The 19,239-nt window shown below is 50.1% G+C and carries 18 protein-coding genes; 8 read left to right on the forward strand and 10 right to left on the reverse strand.

Going from position 1 to position 19,239, the window contains the following annotated elements; all coding sequences use genetic code 11:
* The 6 genes from POG22_RS08810 to POG22_RS08835 form a co-directional block, all read left to right on the forward strand.
* Nucleotides 1-811: RNA-guided endonuclease InsQ/TnpB family protein (locus POG22_RS08810; RefSeq protein WP_498904790.1), on the forward strand; the 811-nt coding region annotated here is incomplete at its 5' end.
* The gene (locus tag POG22_RS08815) at nt 801-1,364 is read left to right on the forward strand and encodes a YbhB/YbcL family Raf kinase inhibitor-like protein (protein WP_498904792.1); all 564 of its coding nucleotides are present in this window, start codon (nt 801-803) and stop codon (nt 1,362-1,364) included. The genes POG22_RS08810 and POG22_RS08815, both read left to right, overlap by 11 nt.
* Nucleotides 1,339-1,500, forward strand: coding sequence for a hypothetical protein (locus POG22_RS08820; RefSeq protein WP_498904794.1), 162 nt, complete (start codon nt 1,339-1,341; stop codon nt 1,498-1,500). The genes POG22_RS08815 and POG22_RS08820 overlap by 26 nt, the downstream gene beginning before the upstream one ends.
* Nucleotides 1,501-1,866: 366 nt before the next feature.
* Entirely contained in the window at nt 1,867-3,801 is a 1,935-nt protein-coding gene (locus tag POG22_RS08825; protein ID WP_082901590.1) for a M48 family metalloprotease, read from the forward strand.
* 114 nt (nt 3,802-3,915) lie between these two features.
* The gene (locus tag POG22_RS08830) at nt 3,916-4,575 is read left to right on the forward strand and encodes a M15 family metallopeptidase (RefSeq protein WP_498904795.1); all 660 of its coding nucleotides are present in this window, start codon (nt 3,916-3,918) and stop codon (nt 4,573-4,575) included.
* 295 nt (nt 4,576-4,870) lie between these two features.
* Nucleotides 4,871-5,122, forward strand: coding sequence for a hypothetical protein (locus POG22_RS08835; RefSeq protein ID WP_498904797.1), 252 nt, complete (start codon nt 4,871-4,873; stop codon nt 5,120-5,122).
* 120 nt (nt 5,123-5,242) lie between these two features.
* Here POG22_RS08835 and POG22_RS08840 read toward each other — a convergent pair whose 3' ends face one another.
* The 9 genes from POG22_RS08840 to POG22_RS08880 all read right to left on the reverse strand — a co-directional run bounded on the left by POG22_RS08840 (nt 5,243) and on the right by POG22_RS08880 (nt 13,619).
* A complete protein-coding gene (locus POG22_RS08840) occupies nt 5,243-5,791 on the reverse strand; it encodes a hypothetical protein (RefSeq protein WP_498904799.1) in 549 nt (182 codons plus the stop codon).
* 47 nt (nt 5,792-5,838) lie between these two features.
* Nucleotides 5,839-6,351, reverse strand: a complete 513-nt coding sequence (locus POG22_RS08845) for a DUF4279 domain-containing protein (RefSeq protein ID WP_498904800.1) — start codon at nt 6,349-6,351, stop codon at nt 5,839-5,841.
* A 191-nt stretch (nt 6,352-6,542) separates the two neighbouring features.
* Nucleotides 6,543-6,947, reverse strand: coding sequence for a hypothetical protein (locus POG22_RS08850; RefSeq protein WP_498904801.1), 405 nt, complete (start codon nt 6,945-6,947; stop codon nt 6,543-6,545).
* Nucleotides 6,948-7,083: 136 nt separating this feature from the next.
* Nucleotides 7,084-7,734 carry a hypothetical protein gene (locus POG22_RS08855; RefSeq protein WP_498904802.1) on the reverse strand — a complete coding sequence of 217 codons (651 nt, stop codon included), beginning with the start codon at nt 7,732-7,734 and terminating at the stop codon, nt 7,084-7,086.
* Nucleotides 7,735-8,148: 414 nt separating this feature from the next.
* Nucleotides 8,149-9,063 (reverse strand): DNA adenine methylase, encoded by a 915-nt coding sequence (locus POG22_RS08860; RefSeq protein WP_498904803.1) that lies wholly within the window; start codon nt 9,061-9,063, stop codon nt 8,149-8,151.
* A gap of 152 nt (nt 9,064-9,215) precedes the next feature.
* On the reverse strand, nt 9,216-10,217 hold the full coding sequence (locus POG22_RS08865) for an iron ABC transporter permease (protein ID WP_150128504.1): 1,002 nt from the start codon (nt 10,215-10,217) through the stop codon (nt 9,216-9,218).
* The gene (locus tag POG22_RS08870; RefSeq protein WP_498904805.1) at nt 10,214-10,978 is read right to left on the reverse strand and encodes a phosphodiesterase; all 765 of its coding nucleotides are present in this window, start codon (nt 10,976-10,978) and stop codon (nt 10,214-10,216) included. Before POG22_RS08870 ends, POG22_RS08865 begins: the two co-directional genes overlap by 4 nt.
* A gap of 276 nt (nt 10,979-11,254) precedes the next feature.
* The gene (locus tag POG22_RS08875; protein WP_498904807.1) at nt 11,255-12,502 is read right to left on the reverse strand and encodes an ABC transporter substrate-binding protein; all 1,248 of its coding nucleotides are present in this window, start codon (nt 12,500-12,502) and stop codon (nt 11,255-11,257) included.
* A gap of 283 nt (nt 12,503-12,785) precedes the next feature.
* Nucleotides 12,786-13,619, reverse strand: a complete 834-nt coding sequence (locus POG22_RS08880; RefSeq protein ID WP_498904808.1) for a sulfotransferase domain-containing protein — start codon at nt 13,617-13,619, stop codon at nt 12,786-12,788.
* A 258-nt stretch (nt 13,620-13,877) separates the two neighbouring features.
* Here POG22_RS08880 and POG22_RS08885 point away from each other — a divergent pair, with 258 nt between their 5' ends.
* Together POG22_RS08885 and POG22_RS08890 are read left to right on the forward strand one after the other, a co-directional pair.
* On the forward strand, nt 13,878-15,821 hold the full coding sequence (locus POG22_RS08885; protein ID WP_498904810.1) for a glycosyl hydrolase family 28-related protein: 1,944 nt from the start codon (nt 13,878-13,880) through the stop codon (nt 15,819-15,821).
* Nucleotides 15,818-17,230, forward strand: coding sequence for a hypothetical protein (locus POG22_RS08890; protein WP_498904812.1), 1,413 nt, complete (start codon nt 15,818-15,820; stop codon nt 17,228-17,230). The genes POG22_RS08885 and POG22_RS08890 overlap by 4 nt, the downstream gene beginning before the upstream one ends.
* A 268-nt stretch (nt 17,231-17,498) precedes the next feature.
* On the opposite strand, the gene POG22_RS08895 is transcribed toward POG22_RS08890, so the two are convergent.
* Nucleotides 17,499-18,875, reverse strand: a complete 1,377-nt coding sequence (locus tag POG22_RS08895) for a phospholipase D-like domain-containing protein (protein ID WP_498904813.1) — start codon at nt 18,873-18,875, stop codon at nt 17,499-17,501.
* Nucleotides 18,876-19,239 lie beyond the last annotated feature (364 nt).

The raw sequence follows: 19,239 nt of genomic DNA on the forward strand, positions 1-19,239 counted from the left end.
CAGAATTGGAGGTTTCTCCATTAAAGACAAAGGTGTTTATCTTGCAAAGATTGGCGTTGTTAAGCCTGTCTGGTCAAGAGAGCTACCCGCAAGTCCTACCTCTGTAACTGTTATTAAGGACTGTGCTAACCGTTACTTCCTGAGCTTTGTCGTAGAGGTTGAGCCAATCAGTATTGATGCTAAAAACCAAAGCATTGGTATTGATTTAGGAATTAAAACTTTTGCTGTGATGAGTAATGGTGAAAAAACGGCAAGTCCTTGTTACAAGCATTTAGACCGCAAGCTTCGCAAACTTCAGCGCAAGTTAGCACGACAGCAGAAAGACTCAAAACGCAGAAACAAAACCCGTATTCAGATAGCCAAACTACACAATCAGATTGCAGACACTCGCCAAGACTTCCTACATAAACTATCAACCAAGGTCGTTAGTGAAAACCAAACTATCGTTTTGGAAGATTTGAACGTGTCAGGAATGGTTAAAAACCGTAAGTTGTCTAGAATTATCAGTCAACAAGGCTGGCGAGAGTTCAGGGTATTGGTTGAAGCAAAGTCTGAAAAGTACGGACGCAAGTTTGTAGTTATCGGACGTTGGGAACCCACCAGTCAAACCTGTTCTAATTGCGGTTATAGGTGGGAAAAAATTGATTTGTCTGTGCGGTCAGTGATTTGCCTAAATTGCGGTACAGAACACGACCGAGATGATAATGCGTCTAAAAATATAGAAATGGTCGGCATGGGGCATCGGCACGACCTTAAATGTACGTCGAGAGATGGTCAGACTACTTCGGTAGCACAACTCAATGAAGCGTAAAGAATCCCCACGCCTTCAGGCTGGGGAGTATGTCAAGGGCTTAATGCTGACGGCTTGCGAAGCCAGTGGCGATCGTGTCACCCTCGAAGTCGTAGACGACACCGTACCGACGATGAATCTTTCTAGCACTGCCTTCACCGTCCACACCGCCATCCCTAAGAAATATACTTGCGATGGAGACGATCTCTCTCCGCCGTTAAATTGGGATGCTCCCCCAGAGGGAACGCAAAGCCTCGCGTTAATCGTAGACGACCCGGACGCTCCGGTGGGAACCTTCGTGCATTGGGTGGTGTTCGATATTTCTCCCGAGACGAGACAGATTGCAGAGGGAAGAGCGCCCAGTTGCACGTTTGGTCAAAACGATTTTGGCAAGCAGAAGTACGGCGGCCCCTGTCCTCCTGGCGGTACGCACCGCTACTTTTTCAAACTGTACGCCCTCGATACGACGCTCGATTTGGAGGCGGGGGCGACGAAGGCGGACGTTCTCGAGGCGATGGAAGGTCACGTTCTCGCGCGAGGGGAACTCGTTGGAACTTATTCTCGCCAACGCTAAGTCGGACGGGACGACGACCGATCGCAAAACTGGATCGAAGCGGCGATCGCACCTCTACGGTTTCTCGTATGCTGCGGTTGGGGGCGTTCGCCGTTTGGCGGGTTGGGAAACTTCCCGCGCGATCGCAAACTTATGAAATTTTATTAAATATCGCGAAAATTAGTTGACAAATCTTTTTTTACGTATCTAGATTTCGCACTGTATTTTCCAGCGATCGCCCGATCTAAAGATTATCGTTTGAAGTCCTGAAAAAACGAGGTCGGCTCGGTAAAATGCAAAGCGTTTTCCTAACCTGCGAAACATTTTCGAGCAGTTTTTCATCTAATTGTAACGATAGCCCCTTCAATCTAAATCGCTCGATCGCGAACCGTCAAACGTCTGAAAAACTCAGATCGAACAGCCATTTTACCATCAAAAAACGACTTTTTTATGGGTATCGGCGTTTTCAAATCTCGATGGTTCTCTCCCACTTCTCCGTTTATCGTTCTCACAAAATCCTCCCATGAAACGCTTACGAAACCTTCTCTGCTTCCTTTTGGGAACGGCATTTTTCCTCAGCTTAAACCTATTTCTACCCAATATTCCTCTGTTTCTCCGAGGTGTTGTGGCCGCCACGCCAAGCGCACAGGCTCCGCAATTTTACCCGCGCAAATCCATTAGTTTGAAAACCTATCCGGTTTCAGAGGTTGCCACCGAAAAATCGCAAAAAGCCCTAAACCGCGATCGCCCCGAATCTAACACCGAACACCTCGCCCAGCGTCAAATCTTCCAAGAAAACGGGAGTCTCGACAACAGCGACGACGTCCTGCGCGATCGCAGTCGCTTCGACCTGTACAGCTTTGACGGACGAGCGGGTCAAGAAATTCGCATCCAACTCGAAAGCCGAGACTTCGACACCTATCTCATCCTCCTCGGACCAGACGATCGCCCCCTCGGAGAAAACGACGATCGCGCCCGCAACGATCCTAACGCCGAACTCACCGTCACCCTTCCTCGCACCGGAACCTATCGCATCGTCGCCAACGCCTTCGACGCCCGAGGACGGGGACGCTACACCCTCACCGTCTACGACTTAGGCGCAACCTCGCCCACCGCGAGCAAACCCGATCCCGCCAGGGTTTCCGCTCCCTCTAGCGGTTCGGTGTCGCTCACCCGAGAAGAAGAACTCCTCGCGCGAGGCGATCGCCTCTATCTCGAAGGAAACATCGCAGAAGCCCAACGTCTCTACCGACAAGTCAAACCGCCCTTTCCCCGCGAAGGCGAGCTTCAAGTCGTCGAGCCGATTACCGAAGAGGAACTGTCCCCCGCCGCACGCGTGTACTGGGATAACGTTCGGGACGGTTTAGCCAACGATCGCGAAACGCAAGTCGAATCCTCCCTCGAACTTCTGCTTCAAGAAGCCCCCGGATTCGCCCCCGCATACAAACTCATCGCCGAAGCTCTCCTTGAAGACGATCGCACCGAAGAAGCGATCGTCGTTCTCGAAGACGCTACGACGCAGTTTCCCCAATCCTACGAACTGGCGCGACTGTTAGCCGAAACCCTCCGCGACGACGGACAACGTCTCGAAGCGGCGATCGTCGCCCGCGAGTTCGCCATCGTTAACCCCGACCACCCGGAATCTGAAGAAATCCTAGAACTCTCCGATCGCTATCTCCGTAGCTTCCGGCGCAAACTCCGCGAAAACATCGCTCTGCGCGGTCTCGGAGGCTTAGCCGTCGGCGTCTTGACCGGACGTACCACTTCGACGATCTTCCAAGCCATTAACCTGGCTCAGTTGATGGTAGCTGGCGAGTCTCGCCTCGGCGAACAAGTGGCCGCCCAAGTCCGACAGGAACTTCCCATGCTGGACGACCCCGAGGTTCTCAGTTACGTCAACGACATCGGACAGGAGGTTGCTCAGTACATGGGACGGGACGAGTTCGATTACGAGTTTTACGTGGTTCGCGACGACACCCTTAACGCCTTCGCCCTTCCCGGCGGTAAAGTCTTCGTCCATACGGGAGCCATTCAAGCGGCGCGATCGGAAGCGGAACTGGCCGGACTTCTGGGACACGAAGTCGGTCACGCCGTCTTGTCCCACGGTTTCCAACGCATTGTCACCAACAACCTCCTCTCGAACCTCGCTCGCGAAATTCCCTTTGGCGACTTGTTAGGAACTCTCGTCAGCCTCGACTACAGCCGCAAACACGAGCGTCAGTCGGATATCTTAGGAACTCGCGTGATTAACAGTGCGGGATACGCCGCCGACGGCTTGCGTAACTTTATGGAAACGCTGCGCCAGGAACAACGAGGTCCGGTGATTCCCTATCTCTCGACGCACCCCGCCCCCGCCTCTCGCGTGCGTTATATGGAAGAGTTGATTCAACGTAACGGCTACGAACGTTATGCGTTTGAGGGAGTCGAACGATTAGCTGCTGTTAAAGCTCGGTTGTAATCGATTCTTGCCAAACTTTCAAAATTCGTCAAACTTGACGGTTCGGACGCGCTACGGTGCGTCCTTTTTTTGGCGGCTCGCTTCCAGTACAATGACCCCAAACGAGTCGGAACGATGCTTATGGCTTGGATCGATCGCGCCTGTCAGACGACGGTTGCTCTCATCTCGGTTTTGGGACTGTCCCCATCGATCGCCACCGCTCAACAGACGGATGTTATGTCAAGTCCTCCGGCGAAACCGAAGTTAGACTGTGCGGCGACTTCAACCGCCGCCGCCTACGGCCATTTTCCCTATCCCGAAGCATCCCAACGGGATCTCGTGTCCGTGGGAAACGGTCAATACTTACGCACTCCCGCCGCCGCCAGTTTCCTCGCCATGCAGCAAGCGGCCGCCCGCGAGGGGGTGCAGTTGGTTCCGCTTTCGGGATTTCGCGATCGCTCCACGCAACACAGCCTGTTTTTCGGCGGCGCCAGCCAACGGGGACAAAGTCTCCCCGAACGGGCGCGAGTCTCCGCACCACCGGGGTACAGCGAACACCACACAGGATATGCGATCGATATCGGCGACGCTAACGCCCCAGAATACGACGTTCACCCTCACTTTGAAATGTCGATGGCGGGATTGTGGCTCATCGTCCACGCCGGAGAATACGGGTTTGAAATGTCGTTTCCCCGCACGCATCCCTGTGTCAGTTACGAACCCTGGCATTGGCGTTGGGTGGGCGATGCAGACAGTCAAACCACATTTGCGACGGCGCGGGAGATGGTGAGATGAAGAGCAAGGGAGTAAGGGAGAAGGGGAGCAAGGGAGAAGGGGAGAGCTGACCTACGATCGTAATAGAAAGAGAAAGAACCGACAAAGAGAAAGCTGTAGACTCGTTTAGGAGAAGCCATGAAGTACAACTGAGCTTACCTCAAACAGTGGTCGCAAGAAGTCAGCCGTCATTTTCCGAATCTTTATCGAATTCTATTTTAGTACAAAAATGTCTTGTCACAATCTGTAAACGGAGAAACCCAATTTCGAGGTGTGGTGAGAAACGTTGGTGTTGCCGTTGTCTTGATGACGGGAATTGACGGGGAGCGATCGCCACAGTGTCGCCCCGGTGTGGGTAGGGGAAATTGCGAACGGGGCGATCGAAAAAGGGGCGATTTCTCTGGGGACGTTTACCCCCGATTTGGAGGTGGCGGAGGCGTCGGTGATGCCCCGGTTTGCGATTCCGCCGCTTCCGTTGCCCAGTCGGGACTTTTTGGGAAATGTTGTTGAGGAGGGGGAACGGTTTCCCGGGCCGTTTCAAAACTGGCCGGTGGAGGTGTCTGATTGAGGTCGTGAAATATCTATAGCAGAATCATTTGAGTTGTGAACGCCCTCTGTAGTTGGGATCGCCGTGCTACAGTACTTTCAGATTACAAGAATTCACGAATCAGTTGGGCTGGCTATATACTTAGTCAAAAGAATAGCCAGCGAAGAAAATCTCTACTGGCTTGCCATCTTTATAGACTATGATGTACCTTCCTTCTCCGCGCTCGATACTATCCCAAAAGGTTTCCCAGGAGTTCTCCTCACTCTCATACAGAAGAATCGACTCAATCATCTTATGTGTTGGCTCGGTTGTCTGAAATATTGCTTGTAACTCCTCATCCGATAACGGGCAGACAGAGGAGGTATTTTGCTCTTCAGACACGTGTAGAATGTCAAGAATTGACTGAGTCCCATCAGCTTCAGATGCTTCAAGAACTGCTTCCATTGCAGCTCGAACACTACCATGCGCTTTAATCAAATCATCTGCGGAAGGTCTAGGTTGATTTACAAAATTACTAAACTTCTCAAACTCTTCGGTTGATAAATATTCACGCAAGAGAGAGCTTGACTGACTCAATAAATAGCTCGAACCATAGCGTCCTGCTCGAAACTCTTGTTCTCTAAGAGCTTGAAGCACGGCATTAATATCTGCTTGATAAGTCGTGAAGTAATACCAAGGATGACCACCCATAAAGCCAAACTTTGCTCGCTACTGAAATCTATTTCATCAAACAATAACTATTTGTCTTCGTCACCATCGAAGTAAACGTCAACCTTGAGCATTAGGTGACGCTCTGAGAGTAATTGCAGTATGTCAGGTGTCAAATCAAGCTCGCGATTCCAGTTGTTAAGGTGAGCAGCAATTGTAAGCCAAATATCATATTTTGACGCGAGCATCTGCCATATCTTGAGATCGGGTGTACATTGTTGCAGGAGTTTGCGAATCTTTGGTTCGACGGGTTTTCGATTCCTCTCGCTCGTCAACCGCCATTTACCCCATTCAACAATTCGTGTCTTTCTCGACCGGCCGTTACCGACGGGATGTCGCTCGCCGGGGTTCCATGCCTTTGTTGGCTGAACACCCAGTAGTTCAGTAACTTCGTCGAGATCGAGAGTCTTAGAATAAACTGAGAGCGTCACGGATGTTTCGTCAAACTCGCCGCCGAGTTCGCCAATCCATACCACTTCGCAAACGGGTCTCTGTGGCGACACAATCTCGTTACCGTCAGCATCGAAGAAGCGGATACCCATTGCTTAACTACATGATTTATAGCAGTATAACGGTCTCAAAGTCAGGAACTTTAGGAAGCTACCATAATTGATAATTATATCAGAGTCGCCAAGAATGCTGTAACGTCCCCTACAACACCAAGTTAGACGACTTGCAACAGATTTTCCTAGACTTGCTCCACTCTGACAAACCCCAAGAACTCCATCTGCAATCACTGCAAAAACGGAAAATATATGGCTTCGTAGAAAACGCCCCTGTGGACTGTATCGTCTATAAAAATAAAAGTACTTCCTCCTCCACTGGGATGAGATGGCTTGAAATAAGTTTTTGTTAATGTCAGTGTTTCTTTCAGGAGAAGATTAATGAATATTTTCAGGGTACGACTTGCAGCATCAGTTTTAGGATTTTTAGAAATATATCCTTCAGGAAACCCGTCTCGTTCAAACGGTGGTCTGTAATTAAATGATATCAGTATAAACCCTTTGAACAATCCTCCTTGATATCCTCCCCTAAAATTGCTTAGATACTGGGGAATTGGATCGGCAACCCAACGTTTAAAGTAGCGAGGTGCGGCGTATCGATCGCCAAAGGGAAGTTTGTTTATAATGTGTAGCATTTGATTGACTTAGGTTGAATATCAAAAAACAAAGTTGGTAAATAAAATCCTGTGCTGCATATCAATTAAAATATTGGTTTTTATTTGTCATAAAATTTTGAATTTATGATAAAATATCTAATTATATAAAACCAGATTATTCTACTGCATTGCCATCGAATGCACGCAAACAAAAACGATCTATTAACTCTGCTGTTGGCTCAAATGCTACACGAAAAGGACTTGGCGCTCGCTCTGGATTGGGATAAACAAATACAACGCTAGGACTTCCAAGTTCTTTTAGTAGTTGATACACAAGCTGAGCTTTATGATATGCGTTAGCAAACAAAAACATATTTTCTTCACCATAACGCTGATGCACGCCAATTAAATAAGAAATCTTGGCTTCTCGATCGCCTGATGGAAAAACTACTGCTGAAATTTCCCCCGTATTTTTCTGAATAAAGCCTTGTCCTGTCGTATAAGCTGGGTTTCCATCTGCATCCATTCCAGTCAAGTTGTGTTTTAGATAAAATGAGTTAATGAGTTGCGTTAGTTCAGGAGAGAGAAAGTATGTATGAGCTTTTGAGACCTCTCGACGAAGAGAAGTTGAGAGGTTATACTCATTAATTAAGCGGACTAAATACTTCTCAAATATGTCTGCTTTTCGGGCTTCATTGACCCAAAAGTGTTCGACAACTTCACCGTTTTTTACGATTCTTCTTCCAATATATTCTTCAAGAAATCCGAGAACTGCATAGATGGTTTTAGAGGCTGGCACATTGGGGGGTTTTTGCTCTTCGTTCATAATACTAACTGGCTCTCTGAGACGGGATACGATACTCGATCTTAAGCAAATGGTTGAATTTCTTGTATAATAATGCTTTCGGGAGCCACCACAGGAGAGTTTAGTAGAAATCCATTTTCAAGGGGTGTATCTCAATGGATGCAAAAATATGAATTTGGGGTAAGTTGGATAGATCGCTCGCGAAACCTAACAGCAGCTAAATCGAGTGCAAAAGCTGGTTTCTGATAAATTTACATTTTTGAGATGCACCCTTTTTAGAAGGTCTGACACTTATATAAAAATTCTAAGTTATCGCAGATGAGTTACCGATTAAAACTTTTATTTGAAGGTTAGATTGTCTCTCCAGATCCCCGGACTCTCTAAGATGCTGGGGATCTCGGGTGAGAATCGATAGAGATGAGATTGTTCCACAAGTCACTTAGGGTTGCTATACTTATTATAAATCAGCAATTCTCCAATTTTACCTCTTTTCGATCCAACTGAATTGATCGAACGTGACGCCCTAACTTTAACGATTTCATATCGAGGATCGCCGTATAACTCACGAATAAATGGAGCATTAGAATTGCTGACCAATACATGACAACCTCGATCTGATAACTCATCGCAGACTGACTTCAATCTCTTCTGCTCGATCTCGCCAAAACCATTAATACTATACCCGGTGAAAGATGAGGTGTCAGAGATGGGATGGTAGGGAGGATCGAAATAAACAAAAGCACCTTTCTTGGCTTTTGAGACTGATTCCTCAAAATCTCCTCGATCGATCGTCACCGATCTTTGATTGAGAAATGTGCTGACTGCTTTGATAACAGCAGGATCTGCGACAACAGGATTAGCATAGTCTCCATAGGGAACATTAAATTGCCCCTGGCTGTTAACACGGAACAATCCATTGAAACAGGTTTTGTTTAAATATATTATTCGTGCGGCTCGTTCGACAGACGATAATTTCTCGAAACCCGGCTGTCTGTCTCGACCGCGCAATTTATAGTAATACTCTTTTGAGTTATTGCGTTCGTGTTGCTTGCAAAGGTTTAGTAAGTCTTCAGGATTGTCTCTAATCGTCTTGTAGCAATTAATTAACTCGGAGTTCGTGTCATTAATTACAATGCTTTTTTTTGTGGGTTGAAGTGAGAACAGAACTGCACCCGCACCAACAAACGGTTCATAGTATTGAGTATACTTTCGTGGAATATACTTTTTGATAATTGGGATGAGTTGTCTCTTCCCTCCAGCCCATTTTAAAAATGGTTGAGCCAAGGGATTGTAGCTGTAAGCTTTTTTCTTTTGACGCTCTGGCGATCGTGCTAGACTTTGCTCTTGCATATCCGGCAACCTTGAAATTGTAACATCGAATTCTATTTTAGTACAAAAATGTCTTGTCACAATCTGTAAATAAAAAAAACAATTTCGAGGTGTGGTGAGAAACGTTGGTGTTGCCGTTGTCTTGGTGGCGGGAATTGACGGGGAGCGATCGCCTACCGACGATGTCGCTGCAAAATGGCATGAGTCACAACGGGCGTTCCCAAAGCAGCAGTGACGGCATTTAAGGGCAACACCACTTGACGACCGGGAAGTTGTGCCACCCAATCGGAATATAATGCCAGGGTTGCCCCCAATACAGTGACAGCTAACAACAAATGGCGCGTATCGGAGGTTTTTAAGAGGGCGCGACTGAGGTGGGGAACCGCGACCCCGAGAAAGGCGATCGGCCCGCAAAATGCTGTCACGCTTCCGGCTAACACCGCCGCACTGGTAATCGTCCAAAATTGCAACCACCGCATTCGCAACCCCAAGGTTCGCGCGGAAGTTTCGCCCAATAACAGTAAATTGAGGGGTTTCGCCAGCAAATACGCCACCAGCAACCCCAGACACACCGTCACGACGAAAGGGGTCATGCGATCCCAGGTGACGCCGCCGAAACTGCCGAACGTCCAGGTAATGTAAGATTGCATCTGTTCCGAGGAGCTGAAGTGCAATAATATTGTCACGATCGCGTTGGCGGCGTAACCGAACATCAACCCCAACAACAACAGCGTCTCTCGGTTGCGAACCCGTTGCGCGGTGAGGACGACGAGTCCCAACACCACCGCCGCACCGCCACTGGCTGACAGCATCCGTTCCCAACTTCCTGCACTTCCGACCAATACCACGAGTGCGACCCCCAAACTCGCACCGGAACTGATCCCCAGGACAAACGGCCCGGCGAGAGGGTTACCAAACAAGGTTTGCATTTGCAGCCCCGCGACGGACAAAGCCGCCCCCGCAACGATGGCGGTGATGGCTTTCGGGAGGCGAAAGGTCAGTACGATCGCTCGCCAAGTTTCTACTTCGGGATCGCCGCCGAGAAGGATGGTGACGATCTCTTTGAGGGGAATCGACACAGAACCCACTGACAAGTCGAGACTGACGGCGAGGAGAAACAGTCCCAGGAGTACCCACCACACGAGAAAGCGACGTGAAGGATGGTGAGGTTTCACGGCGATTCCCCCGATTCGAGGGGGACGCGAACGACTCGGCTGCGGTGGCTTCCGTCGGGATACAGTTCCAGCCAGCGAAAACCGGGATAGCGATCGCTTTGGCTGGGGTTTTCGGGTAACACTTGGGTACAAGTAGACGGGGTTCCGTAAAAGCGGACGTCGCCCCAGGTACGATCGATTTCGAGGTGAACGTGACCGAACACAACCAGTTTGACGCAATCGACGCGATCGAGAATTGCTAAAAAGTCAGTGGTATTAATGAGATCGATGGTATCGAGCCAGTCGATACCCGTCTCGACGGGATGGTGGTGTAAGGCGATCGCAGTGGGAACGTTCGAGGTGTTTAAGGTGGTTTCCAACGCCGCTAACGTTTGTTCTGAGAGACAACCTTCGCCGAATTTGGGATTTTCCATCGTCGAATCGAGTAAGATAAACCGCCAGTTGTCGAAGGTTAGGGCGTTGGGAGTCGTGAAAAGCGGCGATCGATTCAGGTGCGTTTTCAGGAGATCGACGCGATCGTGGTTGCCAGGAATGCAGTAGGTGGGAATTTGCAGCGGCGACACGAGATCGAACAGGCGATCGTAAGCTTTAGCGTCGCCGTTTTCGGCTAAATCTCCCGTTAGGAGTATTGCATCGGGATTTTCTAGTTTGACACGCTCTAAAATAGCTTTGAGACTGTGCCAAGGGGCAACGCCTCTCATGAGGGTATCGGGATCGGCAAACAGATGTGTATCGGTAATTTGAGCGATTTTCGTAACCATACTACGGCGAGTTGACCGACGGTCTCGATCGAGACGGGGAAGTTTTTTATTTTATCTCGATTTTTGGCGATCGCATATTTCACCAGCCCTTTTAAGCTGTTTGGTAAGTTGATGAAGTTTGGGAAAGGTGGACGATGCCCACCCTACCCGAGCTTAAATTTCTCCCGCATAATATCCCTGGCATCTTGGAGATGCCGGGGATCTGGAGAGATTCCAGTAAATTTCACATTTTTAAAAGAAGTTTACTGTATTTGAATCGGCAAAAGTACAGTTTTTTTATGAGTCGCCATCAATTTTTTCGTAATACACTTTTTCCGTATTCGGCAACAGTTCGGGATGAAAAATCGTTACGAGATCGGCTAAAATAACGTGCGGGTTTAACACGCCGCTTTCCCAGTAGTCGTTACCGCCGTATTCGTTGACTCGCGCCGTATAATTATAAATTTGTCCGGTTTGCCACGCCTCAAAATTTCGGTATCTCGGATCGTCGGCGATCGCGTCCTCTTTGGTGTCCCAGTTGCGATCGACGTTCAGCCAGAAATCTGCATCCGCCGCTACATCGTAGACGACTTCAAAATCCAGAGGAAGACTCGCCGTCGAATCGGTATCTTTCCACAAATAATCTGCCCCCGCGTCCTCTAAAAATTTGGCGACGTAACTTTCACCGCCGGGAACGAACCACGTTCCTTGATAGTTAAATTCAGTAAGCACGGTGGGGCGATCTTCGACAGTTTTTGTCAGTTCTGCAATACGGTTATAGTCACGTGCAATGTCTGAAAAAATTCGTTCTGCATCGGCTTCTCGGTTAAAAAATAACGCCGTAAATTTCAGCCATTCAGCACGTCCGAGGGGGGCATTTTCTAAATATTCAGAATTGACCGCTACGTCAAATCCTGCTTCGAGGAGCTTAGCATAACTTTCTGAGTCCGTGGCTTCGACTCCAAAGGTGACGATCAAATCGGGGTTTAAGGCTAAAATACCTTCGATGTCGATGGTGCGATTGTAGGCGACTTCGATGATATCCCCACTGTCAATGCGTTGTCGAATGCTGGGGGTACTCACGGTTTTGGCGTCTTGAACTCCCGTCAGGCGATCGACTAAGTTTAAGGCATCTAAATGAGATAAATAGGTCGTTGAAAGAGCGGCAACCGAACGAACTGGAATTTCGATAATTTCTGAATTTTTAAATTCTTCGGGGACTGGGGTTCCACATTGTACGAGAACGTATTGAAACGGCTCTTTTTCTAAGTTCCAAGGATCGCGAACGGTTACGACTTTATAGTTTTTGTGATAGTCTACTTCAAAACCCTTGGCATATTCGAGAGTCGCTTTATCTGGAAAATAATCGAGATCGGGGTTGTAGTCCGCAACGCAAGTTTTTCGGTCTTCCGATGTGCGATCGCTCGTTGAAGTTTCCGTTGCAGTCGGTGACGGTTCGACAGTTTTCAAGCATCCCACTAAGGACATGGAAAGCATCGAACCAAACACGATCCATCCGATCGATTGTTTCGTCGTTTTTGTCACAGTTTGTTGTCTCGTTGTTGTGTTGTGGGCGATCGCACGCTAAATCCTACAAAATTCGCACGGGTGCATCTCAAAAACTTAAATTCACCGGATACGAACTTCCACACTCAAGCAAGCGGCTGTTGGATTTCGCTGTGGCTCTCCCCAACGGTGCATCTCAAAAATGTAAGTTTATCAGATCGGGGTCTCTGCCGTGAATTGAGCTGTTGTTGGGTTTCGCGATCGCTTCACCCAAGTTACCCCAGAATCATAAGCCTTTATAAAAGTGAAATGCACCTAAAAATCAGACCTCGTATCCGACTTTTTCGAGGGTTTCTCCTGCCTCTTCCATGAACGCTTCTAACACCTCTTTCGGCATTTCATCCTTATAAGATCCGGCTTTTCCGCGACGGTTAAAAAACTTATCTTTCGGCCAGCCAGGATTGTTTAAACCAAACTTTTCTTCCTTTTTGCGAAGACTTTGAAACGATGCGGCTACTGTCACTTGTTCTAAAACGTCGCGACTGGCCTCGAAGTGGATAAACTCACACACTCGTTCGAGTTCGTCAACCGGACGCTCTAACATATCCTCGTAGCGAACGGTGATCGTATCAGCTTGGTGAGGATTTTTTAACCACGCTTCGACCTGATCGTGCCATTTACGATTTTGAAACAGTCCTTCTCCCGTTTTAACCATGTGGAGAAAATCGACAGATTCATTTTTGCTCGATCGCAAAGCTTGTAAAAAGCGATAGTACGAAACCATCACGTCTCGTCCGTCTCGCAACAAATAGATAACTTTTCGATACGTCGGTTGGGGGGGCAAATGAGACTTAAAAAACATCGGCGTACTGTAACGCCGATAATATCGTTTGTAATGAATGTCGGGAACTAAATCTTGAACGATCGCATCGGGAGCTTGAGCGGGATTGACACCGTAAACTAATCCCGTGATGAGATTTTGAAACCAGCTATTCCCCGATTTCGGATAGCCGACGATAAACACATCGTCTTCCGGTAAAAACTCACTGATGGGAACTGTTTCGGTATAAGCACGAATTTTCTGGTCGATCTTTTGACTGACCGCTGCTTTCAGCGGTTTGACCATTGGATCGATCCAAGTGGGTATAGTCACCATGGGCTTGGCTATCCGAGCAATATCATCCCGATTATACGCCACCCTCAAAAAGTGGCAAGAGCTTGCTCGAAGAATTTGCTACCATCGATCGCAGACCGATAAATCGGCGATCGCGACCTCAGTACGACCCAAAACGATCGCGTTGTCTCGACATCGAAACAATAGAAAAAACGCGAGCGATCGCGGCTTTTAAAACGCCTTGAAAAAAGTTGTCCTAGCGTTTCGTCGCTGGCCTCAGCCAACGCTTCTTTTCCTCGTATGCTAAACCTCCTCAACTCGTTAACGCGATGGCGAACGCGCCCGATTTGGGTCGGTCTCGCGGCCGCCTGTACTGTTATCGCGATCGCCCTTCACGCCTTCGACGTACAAATCCTTCCCCCCTCAACCGCCCCTCTGGCCGCCGTCCCGTCCGTCGAGGCCGCCCTTCCCAGCGATCCCGACATCGTCAACGTCACCCAAGCCCCCTACAACGCCAAAGGCGACGGCGTCAGCGACGATACCACCGCAATTCAACAAGCGATTTCCCAAAACCGAGGAAAACTCATCTACTTTCCCAACGGAACCTATCTCGTCCGCGATACGATTCACATCAGAGACGAGAACGGCCGACAGAAACGGTTTTTCCTGCAAGGTCAAAGCCAGCAAAACACGGCGATCCGACTGATCGATCGCGCCCCCGGTTTCCAAGAGCGATCGCAACCCAAACCCCTCCTCACCTTTTGGGAAGGACGAGTCGGCGACGCCACCGCCTTTCGCAACACCCTCAGCTACATCACCCTCGACACCGGCCGCAGCAATCCCGGTGCGATCGCCCTACGCTTTCGCGCCAACAACTACGGAAGCGTCCACCACGTTACCCTGCGAACCCCCGACCGACAAGGACGCTACGGTCTCGACCTCAGCCCCCCCCTCAACGGTCCTCTATTGGTCGATAACCTCGCCGTAGACGGCTTCGATATCGGAATTTACTTTACCGGCGCCCTTCACAGCGCCACCCTCTCTCGCATCGACCTCCGCCGCCAACGAGAATACGGAATTTACAACCGACGCCAAGTCCTCAACGTCGAAGACCTCACCAGTCGCAATCGCGTCCCCGCCCTCTATAACGATAGCGATGGCGAAGGGGGAAACGGTCACGGACTCGTAACGCTCGCGAACGCGACCCTCAACAGCGACGCTGCTTCCGAAGCGGCCGTCGTCAATTCCCGAGACGGAGGCTTGTACGTCCGCAACCTCACCAGTAACGGCTACCGTCGCGCCCTCTCCAGTACCGTGGACGACATCACCGCCACCGCCAACAGTCCCGTGGCCGAATTCGTCTCCCACCCGGTTTTGACCCTGTTTCCCAGTTCCGATACCGCCTTGAATCTCCCCATCGAACCCACGCCGGAAACGGTATGGGACGACCCCGCTGACTGGGTGAAAGCGGACGGAGACGCTAAAGACGATACCGCCGCCTTACAACGGGCGATCGATTCGGGAAAATCCACTGTCTACCTGACTCGCGCCGAATATACGATCGACGATACCATCGAAATTCGCGGGAACGTCCAGCGCATCGTGGGACTCGGGGCTACGAGAATTATGGCCGGCGAGGGACTCAAAAATACAAACCGCCCCGTCTTTCGCCTGGTTGACGGAACCGCCGATATCGTCAGCATCGAAGGGATGGAAGCCTATTTGCAATCGGCCTATTTCGTCGAACAAGCCTCGCCGCGAACTCTGGTATTGCGACATCTCGGCGCTGGAGGCTACCGCAACCGCGCCCCCGGAAGCCGCCTGTTTCTCGAAGATGTCGTCGGCGATCGCTTTGACTTCAGCAACCAACAGGTTTGGGGCCGTCAACTGGACGTGGAAGCCAAGCGGGAATCGGGGAAAACCAACATCCAAAACGACGGGGCGGACGTTTGGATTTTGGGGTTGAAAACGGAAGGAGACGTGGTGCTTATCGAGACGAAAAACGGCGGCCGCACGGAACTGCTGGGGGGATTTCTCTACGGACACCGGGATATTCCTGAAAATACCCCCGCGTTTCTCGATCGCGATTCCAGTCAATCCCTCGTCTTCGCGGGATATCACAGCGCCTTTCAACCTTACGTGCGCGAAATTCGCAACGGCGAAACTCGCGATCTCGACCTCGATGCCCTCTATCCTATGAAATACGGCAAAATGTCCCCTTTGTTCGTCGGCTCGCAACCATGAGCCAAAAAACGCGCCCAAAACTCAAACCCCCCGTCAAACCCAAAGGATACGTCACCACATCGACGCTAATTTTGGTGGCGTTCTCGACGGCGTTTTTTTCCCGAATTCTCGACAGTGCGGGCGCTCCTTCGACGATTAACTTTCTACATTTCGCCGCCGTTCCCTTCGCCTGTGTCGTCGCGTTACTTCAAACTCGCACTAAAAACCGCTATCAACTCACCATTACCTGGATGTTATTGGCGGGATTGTGGGCGCTTCTCAGCGTTATGTTCGCCAGTGCGATCGTTAACAATGCCGGAATTATTAACATTATTTTTAGCTTTTTGCTCCTGGGCGAACCGTTTTTAATGTTGTTGGCGTTGGTATGCGTTCCCCTATGCGAACGCAGCCTTCATAAATTCCGCGTTTGGCTGATTCGCTTCGGTTTCGCCAACCTGATTTTCGCTTACGGACAATGGTTTCTGTTCGTGATTTTGGGACGTCACCCCAAGCCGGGAAACCCTGATTACATCCAAGGGGTGTTTTATCATTCTGGCGCGGGTCACGTGGTCAGTGCTTCGGTGTCGATGACGTTTGGACTGTACTATCTCGTCAGCGCCAAAAGCGTTCCCCTCTGGATTCGCGTCGTCACCGCCCTGGCCACGTTTCAACATATGCTAATCGCCGACGCCAAACAGGTGTTGTTGGCATTTTTGGGAGGCGGTGCGTTGCTTCTGGTGACGAAGTTGAAAAATGTCGGTGAAGCGATTAAGTACATTGGTATTACGGTTATCTTTTTACTGGTGTTTGCTTGGTGCGTGGAAAACGTTCCCGCTTTTGGGGCGTTCCAAACCTGGGCGCGACCGGAAATTTACGGTCCCGACGGAGAAGCAACGCGATTGAAAACGGCGGCGATTCGGATTATTCCCACCCATTACGAGTCTTGGTTGAACTGGCTGTTTGGCTTGGGGCCCGGTCATACGGTGAGTCGCCTCGGGGGATGGATGTTAGCGGCTTACTGGCATTTGTTGGGACCGTTGGGGGCGACGCGACATATCGCTAGCGGTCAGGTGTGGGGTGCTGTCGGTGCGAGTTGGTTGGGAAATCAATCGAGTATGTTTTCGCCTCTGTTCGGTTGGGCGGGAATTTGGGGCGATTTGGGTTGGTTGGGACTGATCGCGTATTTGTATTTGGCTTGGGTGGTCTGGAATTACGTCGGGGTTGACGATCTCTCTCGCTTTTTTCTCTCGTCGGTCTTTATTTTTGGGTTGATTTTTTCGCAGATGGAAGAACCCGGATATATGTTGTTTGTAGCGATTATGGTGGCGCTGCGCTGGCAGGAAACGGAGAATAAAAAAGTGAAGCGACAGCGGGACTTGAACGAAGCAAAACGAGCGGCGAGGTTGGCGATCGCGCATTCAGAACGTTGAGTTGTGATTCGTTCGAGGCGATCGCCTTGACGGGATATATAGCAACCCTAAATCAGTCGTGTAACAAAATCGGGACAAAAAGGGAATCGGATTTTTTTGGTGTTTTAATTTTTGACGACTCATTTGGGACTGCGATATGACCTCGAGTATTGTGAAATAATAATGTTGTTGTGTTTTCTGTAAATAAAATATTGATTTTTTATTCAATAATAGAAATGTAAATCCTTAAAATAAAAGCAGACAGGGATGGGATCTTGTCGATCGACCTTCAGCGAAAAATCGAGGACGGCTTGCCAACTGCGGGTTTCTCAGACGGACTCGAGAGAGCAGAGAGAGAACGGCGTTCTGGGGGTGCGGGCATTTGACGGCTGGCGCGTCGTTGCAGTTGAGGGACGAGATCGAAGCGATCGACCAAATCCGAAACCACGTGGGGGTCGCTGGTGTAGAGTCCCACCTCTTCTTCGTCGTGGCTACAGAGCAAATGCCGTCCGCCGAGAAGCGCCCACTCGCGATCGCACGTGACCAGGCGATCGGCCGTTCCGAGGAGTTTGAGATCGAGGCGTTTGTAGCGTTTTTTCAGCCCGAGCAATTGGGGAAGCAACCGATAATGTCCTTGGGGGTCGCGGTCGATTTGATAGCGCCATCCACCGTCTTTGAGGGCGATCGGGCGAGAGGTTCCCCGAGCTTTACCGATATCGGCGCGGCGTCCCCACCCGATGCTGACAAAAAGATTTTGTTGCAGGGCTTCTTCTAACTGGGCTAAAAAGCGATCGCTGTGGGTTCCCTGGTGTTGCAGCCAAGGCGTCACGATCGCGACGTGTTCTTTGGCGGTTGTCAACGCCTGGTAGAGAAACTCCGACGCGTCGTCAGACACGAGACTGTAGGTATAAGGAAGTGCCGATTCCAGGCGGCGATCGATGCGCTCGAGCCAATGTCGAGCCGTGTGCGTCCGTAACTGCTTGACGGCCTTCGTCAACTGCTGGACTTGCGGCGTGATGAGGGTACTTTGACGGTCTAAGTTATCGACGCGCTGCGTCAAACCCTCGACCTGTTGGCGGAGCGGTGCGATCGCCGTTTCGACCGCGTCCGCAGAGGTTCTTACCGTGGTGCGATCGCGATCGACTCGCAACGTCTCGAAATCGCTCCGCAGGCGATCGAGAGACGAATTCGTGTGGTGACTGAGATTGTAAACCCCTTGGCGCACGATGGCGAAAGCTTCTTTAATTTTCTCGCGATCTTCTTCTGTAGCGGCGATCGCCTCAGTCTGACGTTGTTGAACCTCCATTAACGCTTCGCTCAAACGGGTCACACAGCGTTCGATATCTACAATGCGATCGGCGATCGGCAGGGTTTGTAGGGAACTTTGCACCGCCTGTAAATCCGATCGCAGTTGGTTCGTTTGGACTGTGGCGTTCGAGCTTTGCTCGCGAATGTGTTGGAGGCGGCGCGATCGATTGACAATATTAAACGACAGCGCGAAAACCGGGGGAACGATGGCAAATACCAGTTGTTGGAACACGATCGCCAGAGCGACGCCGCCTCCCGAGGCAATAATCGAGGCGGTTTCGGCAATTTCCGTCCACGGTCGAGCCGAATCCCGTTCGGCTCGGCGATCGAGATTGGGTAAGGGTATGGATTTTGCCATGTTGCTCTCCCCGCGCGTCTCGGGTGAATTATAGCAAATGCCGTTTCGAGAACTGTCGAGTTGGCGGGGTTGCAACCCGCACCAGATCTCCTCGGTCGATGGGGAGAAACTTTCCTCCACGATTTAGAAATTTGTATAGAAATATACAAAAAATCTTCCTCCCTACACCAAAACCCGAATACACTAGCGCAGCGTCAACTTTAAGAATTAGGGCTGACACTGCACTAGTGCAGCGTCAAAACTTAATTTTAGGGTAGACCGAGGCCAGCTTGCAGCGTGCGTCCTCTACCTTCATCTGCCAGTCAACCCCGCGCTGGGAATGGTTAATGTCGCTCGACCAAGCAGCGGTTTCCGCTCGTAACTG

Origin of the sequence: Geitlerinema sp. CS-897 (genome assembly GCF_028368005.1) — a bacterium.
Lineage (GTDB): Bacteria > Cyanobacteriota > Cyanobacteriia > Cyanobacteriales > Geitlerinemataceae > Baaleninema > Baaleninema simplex.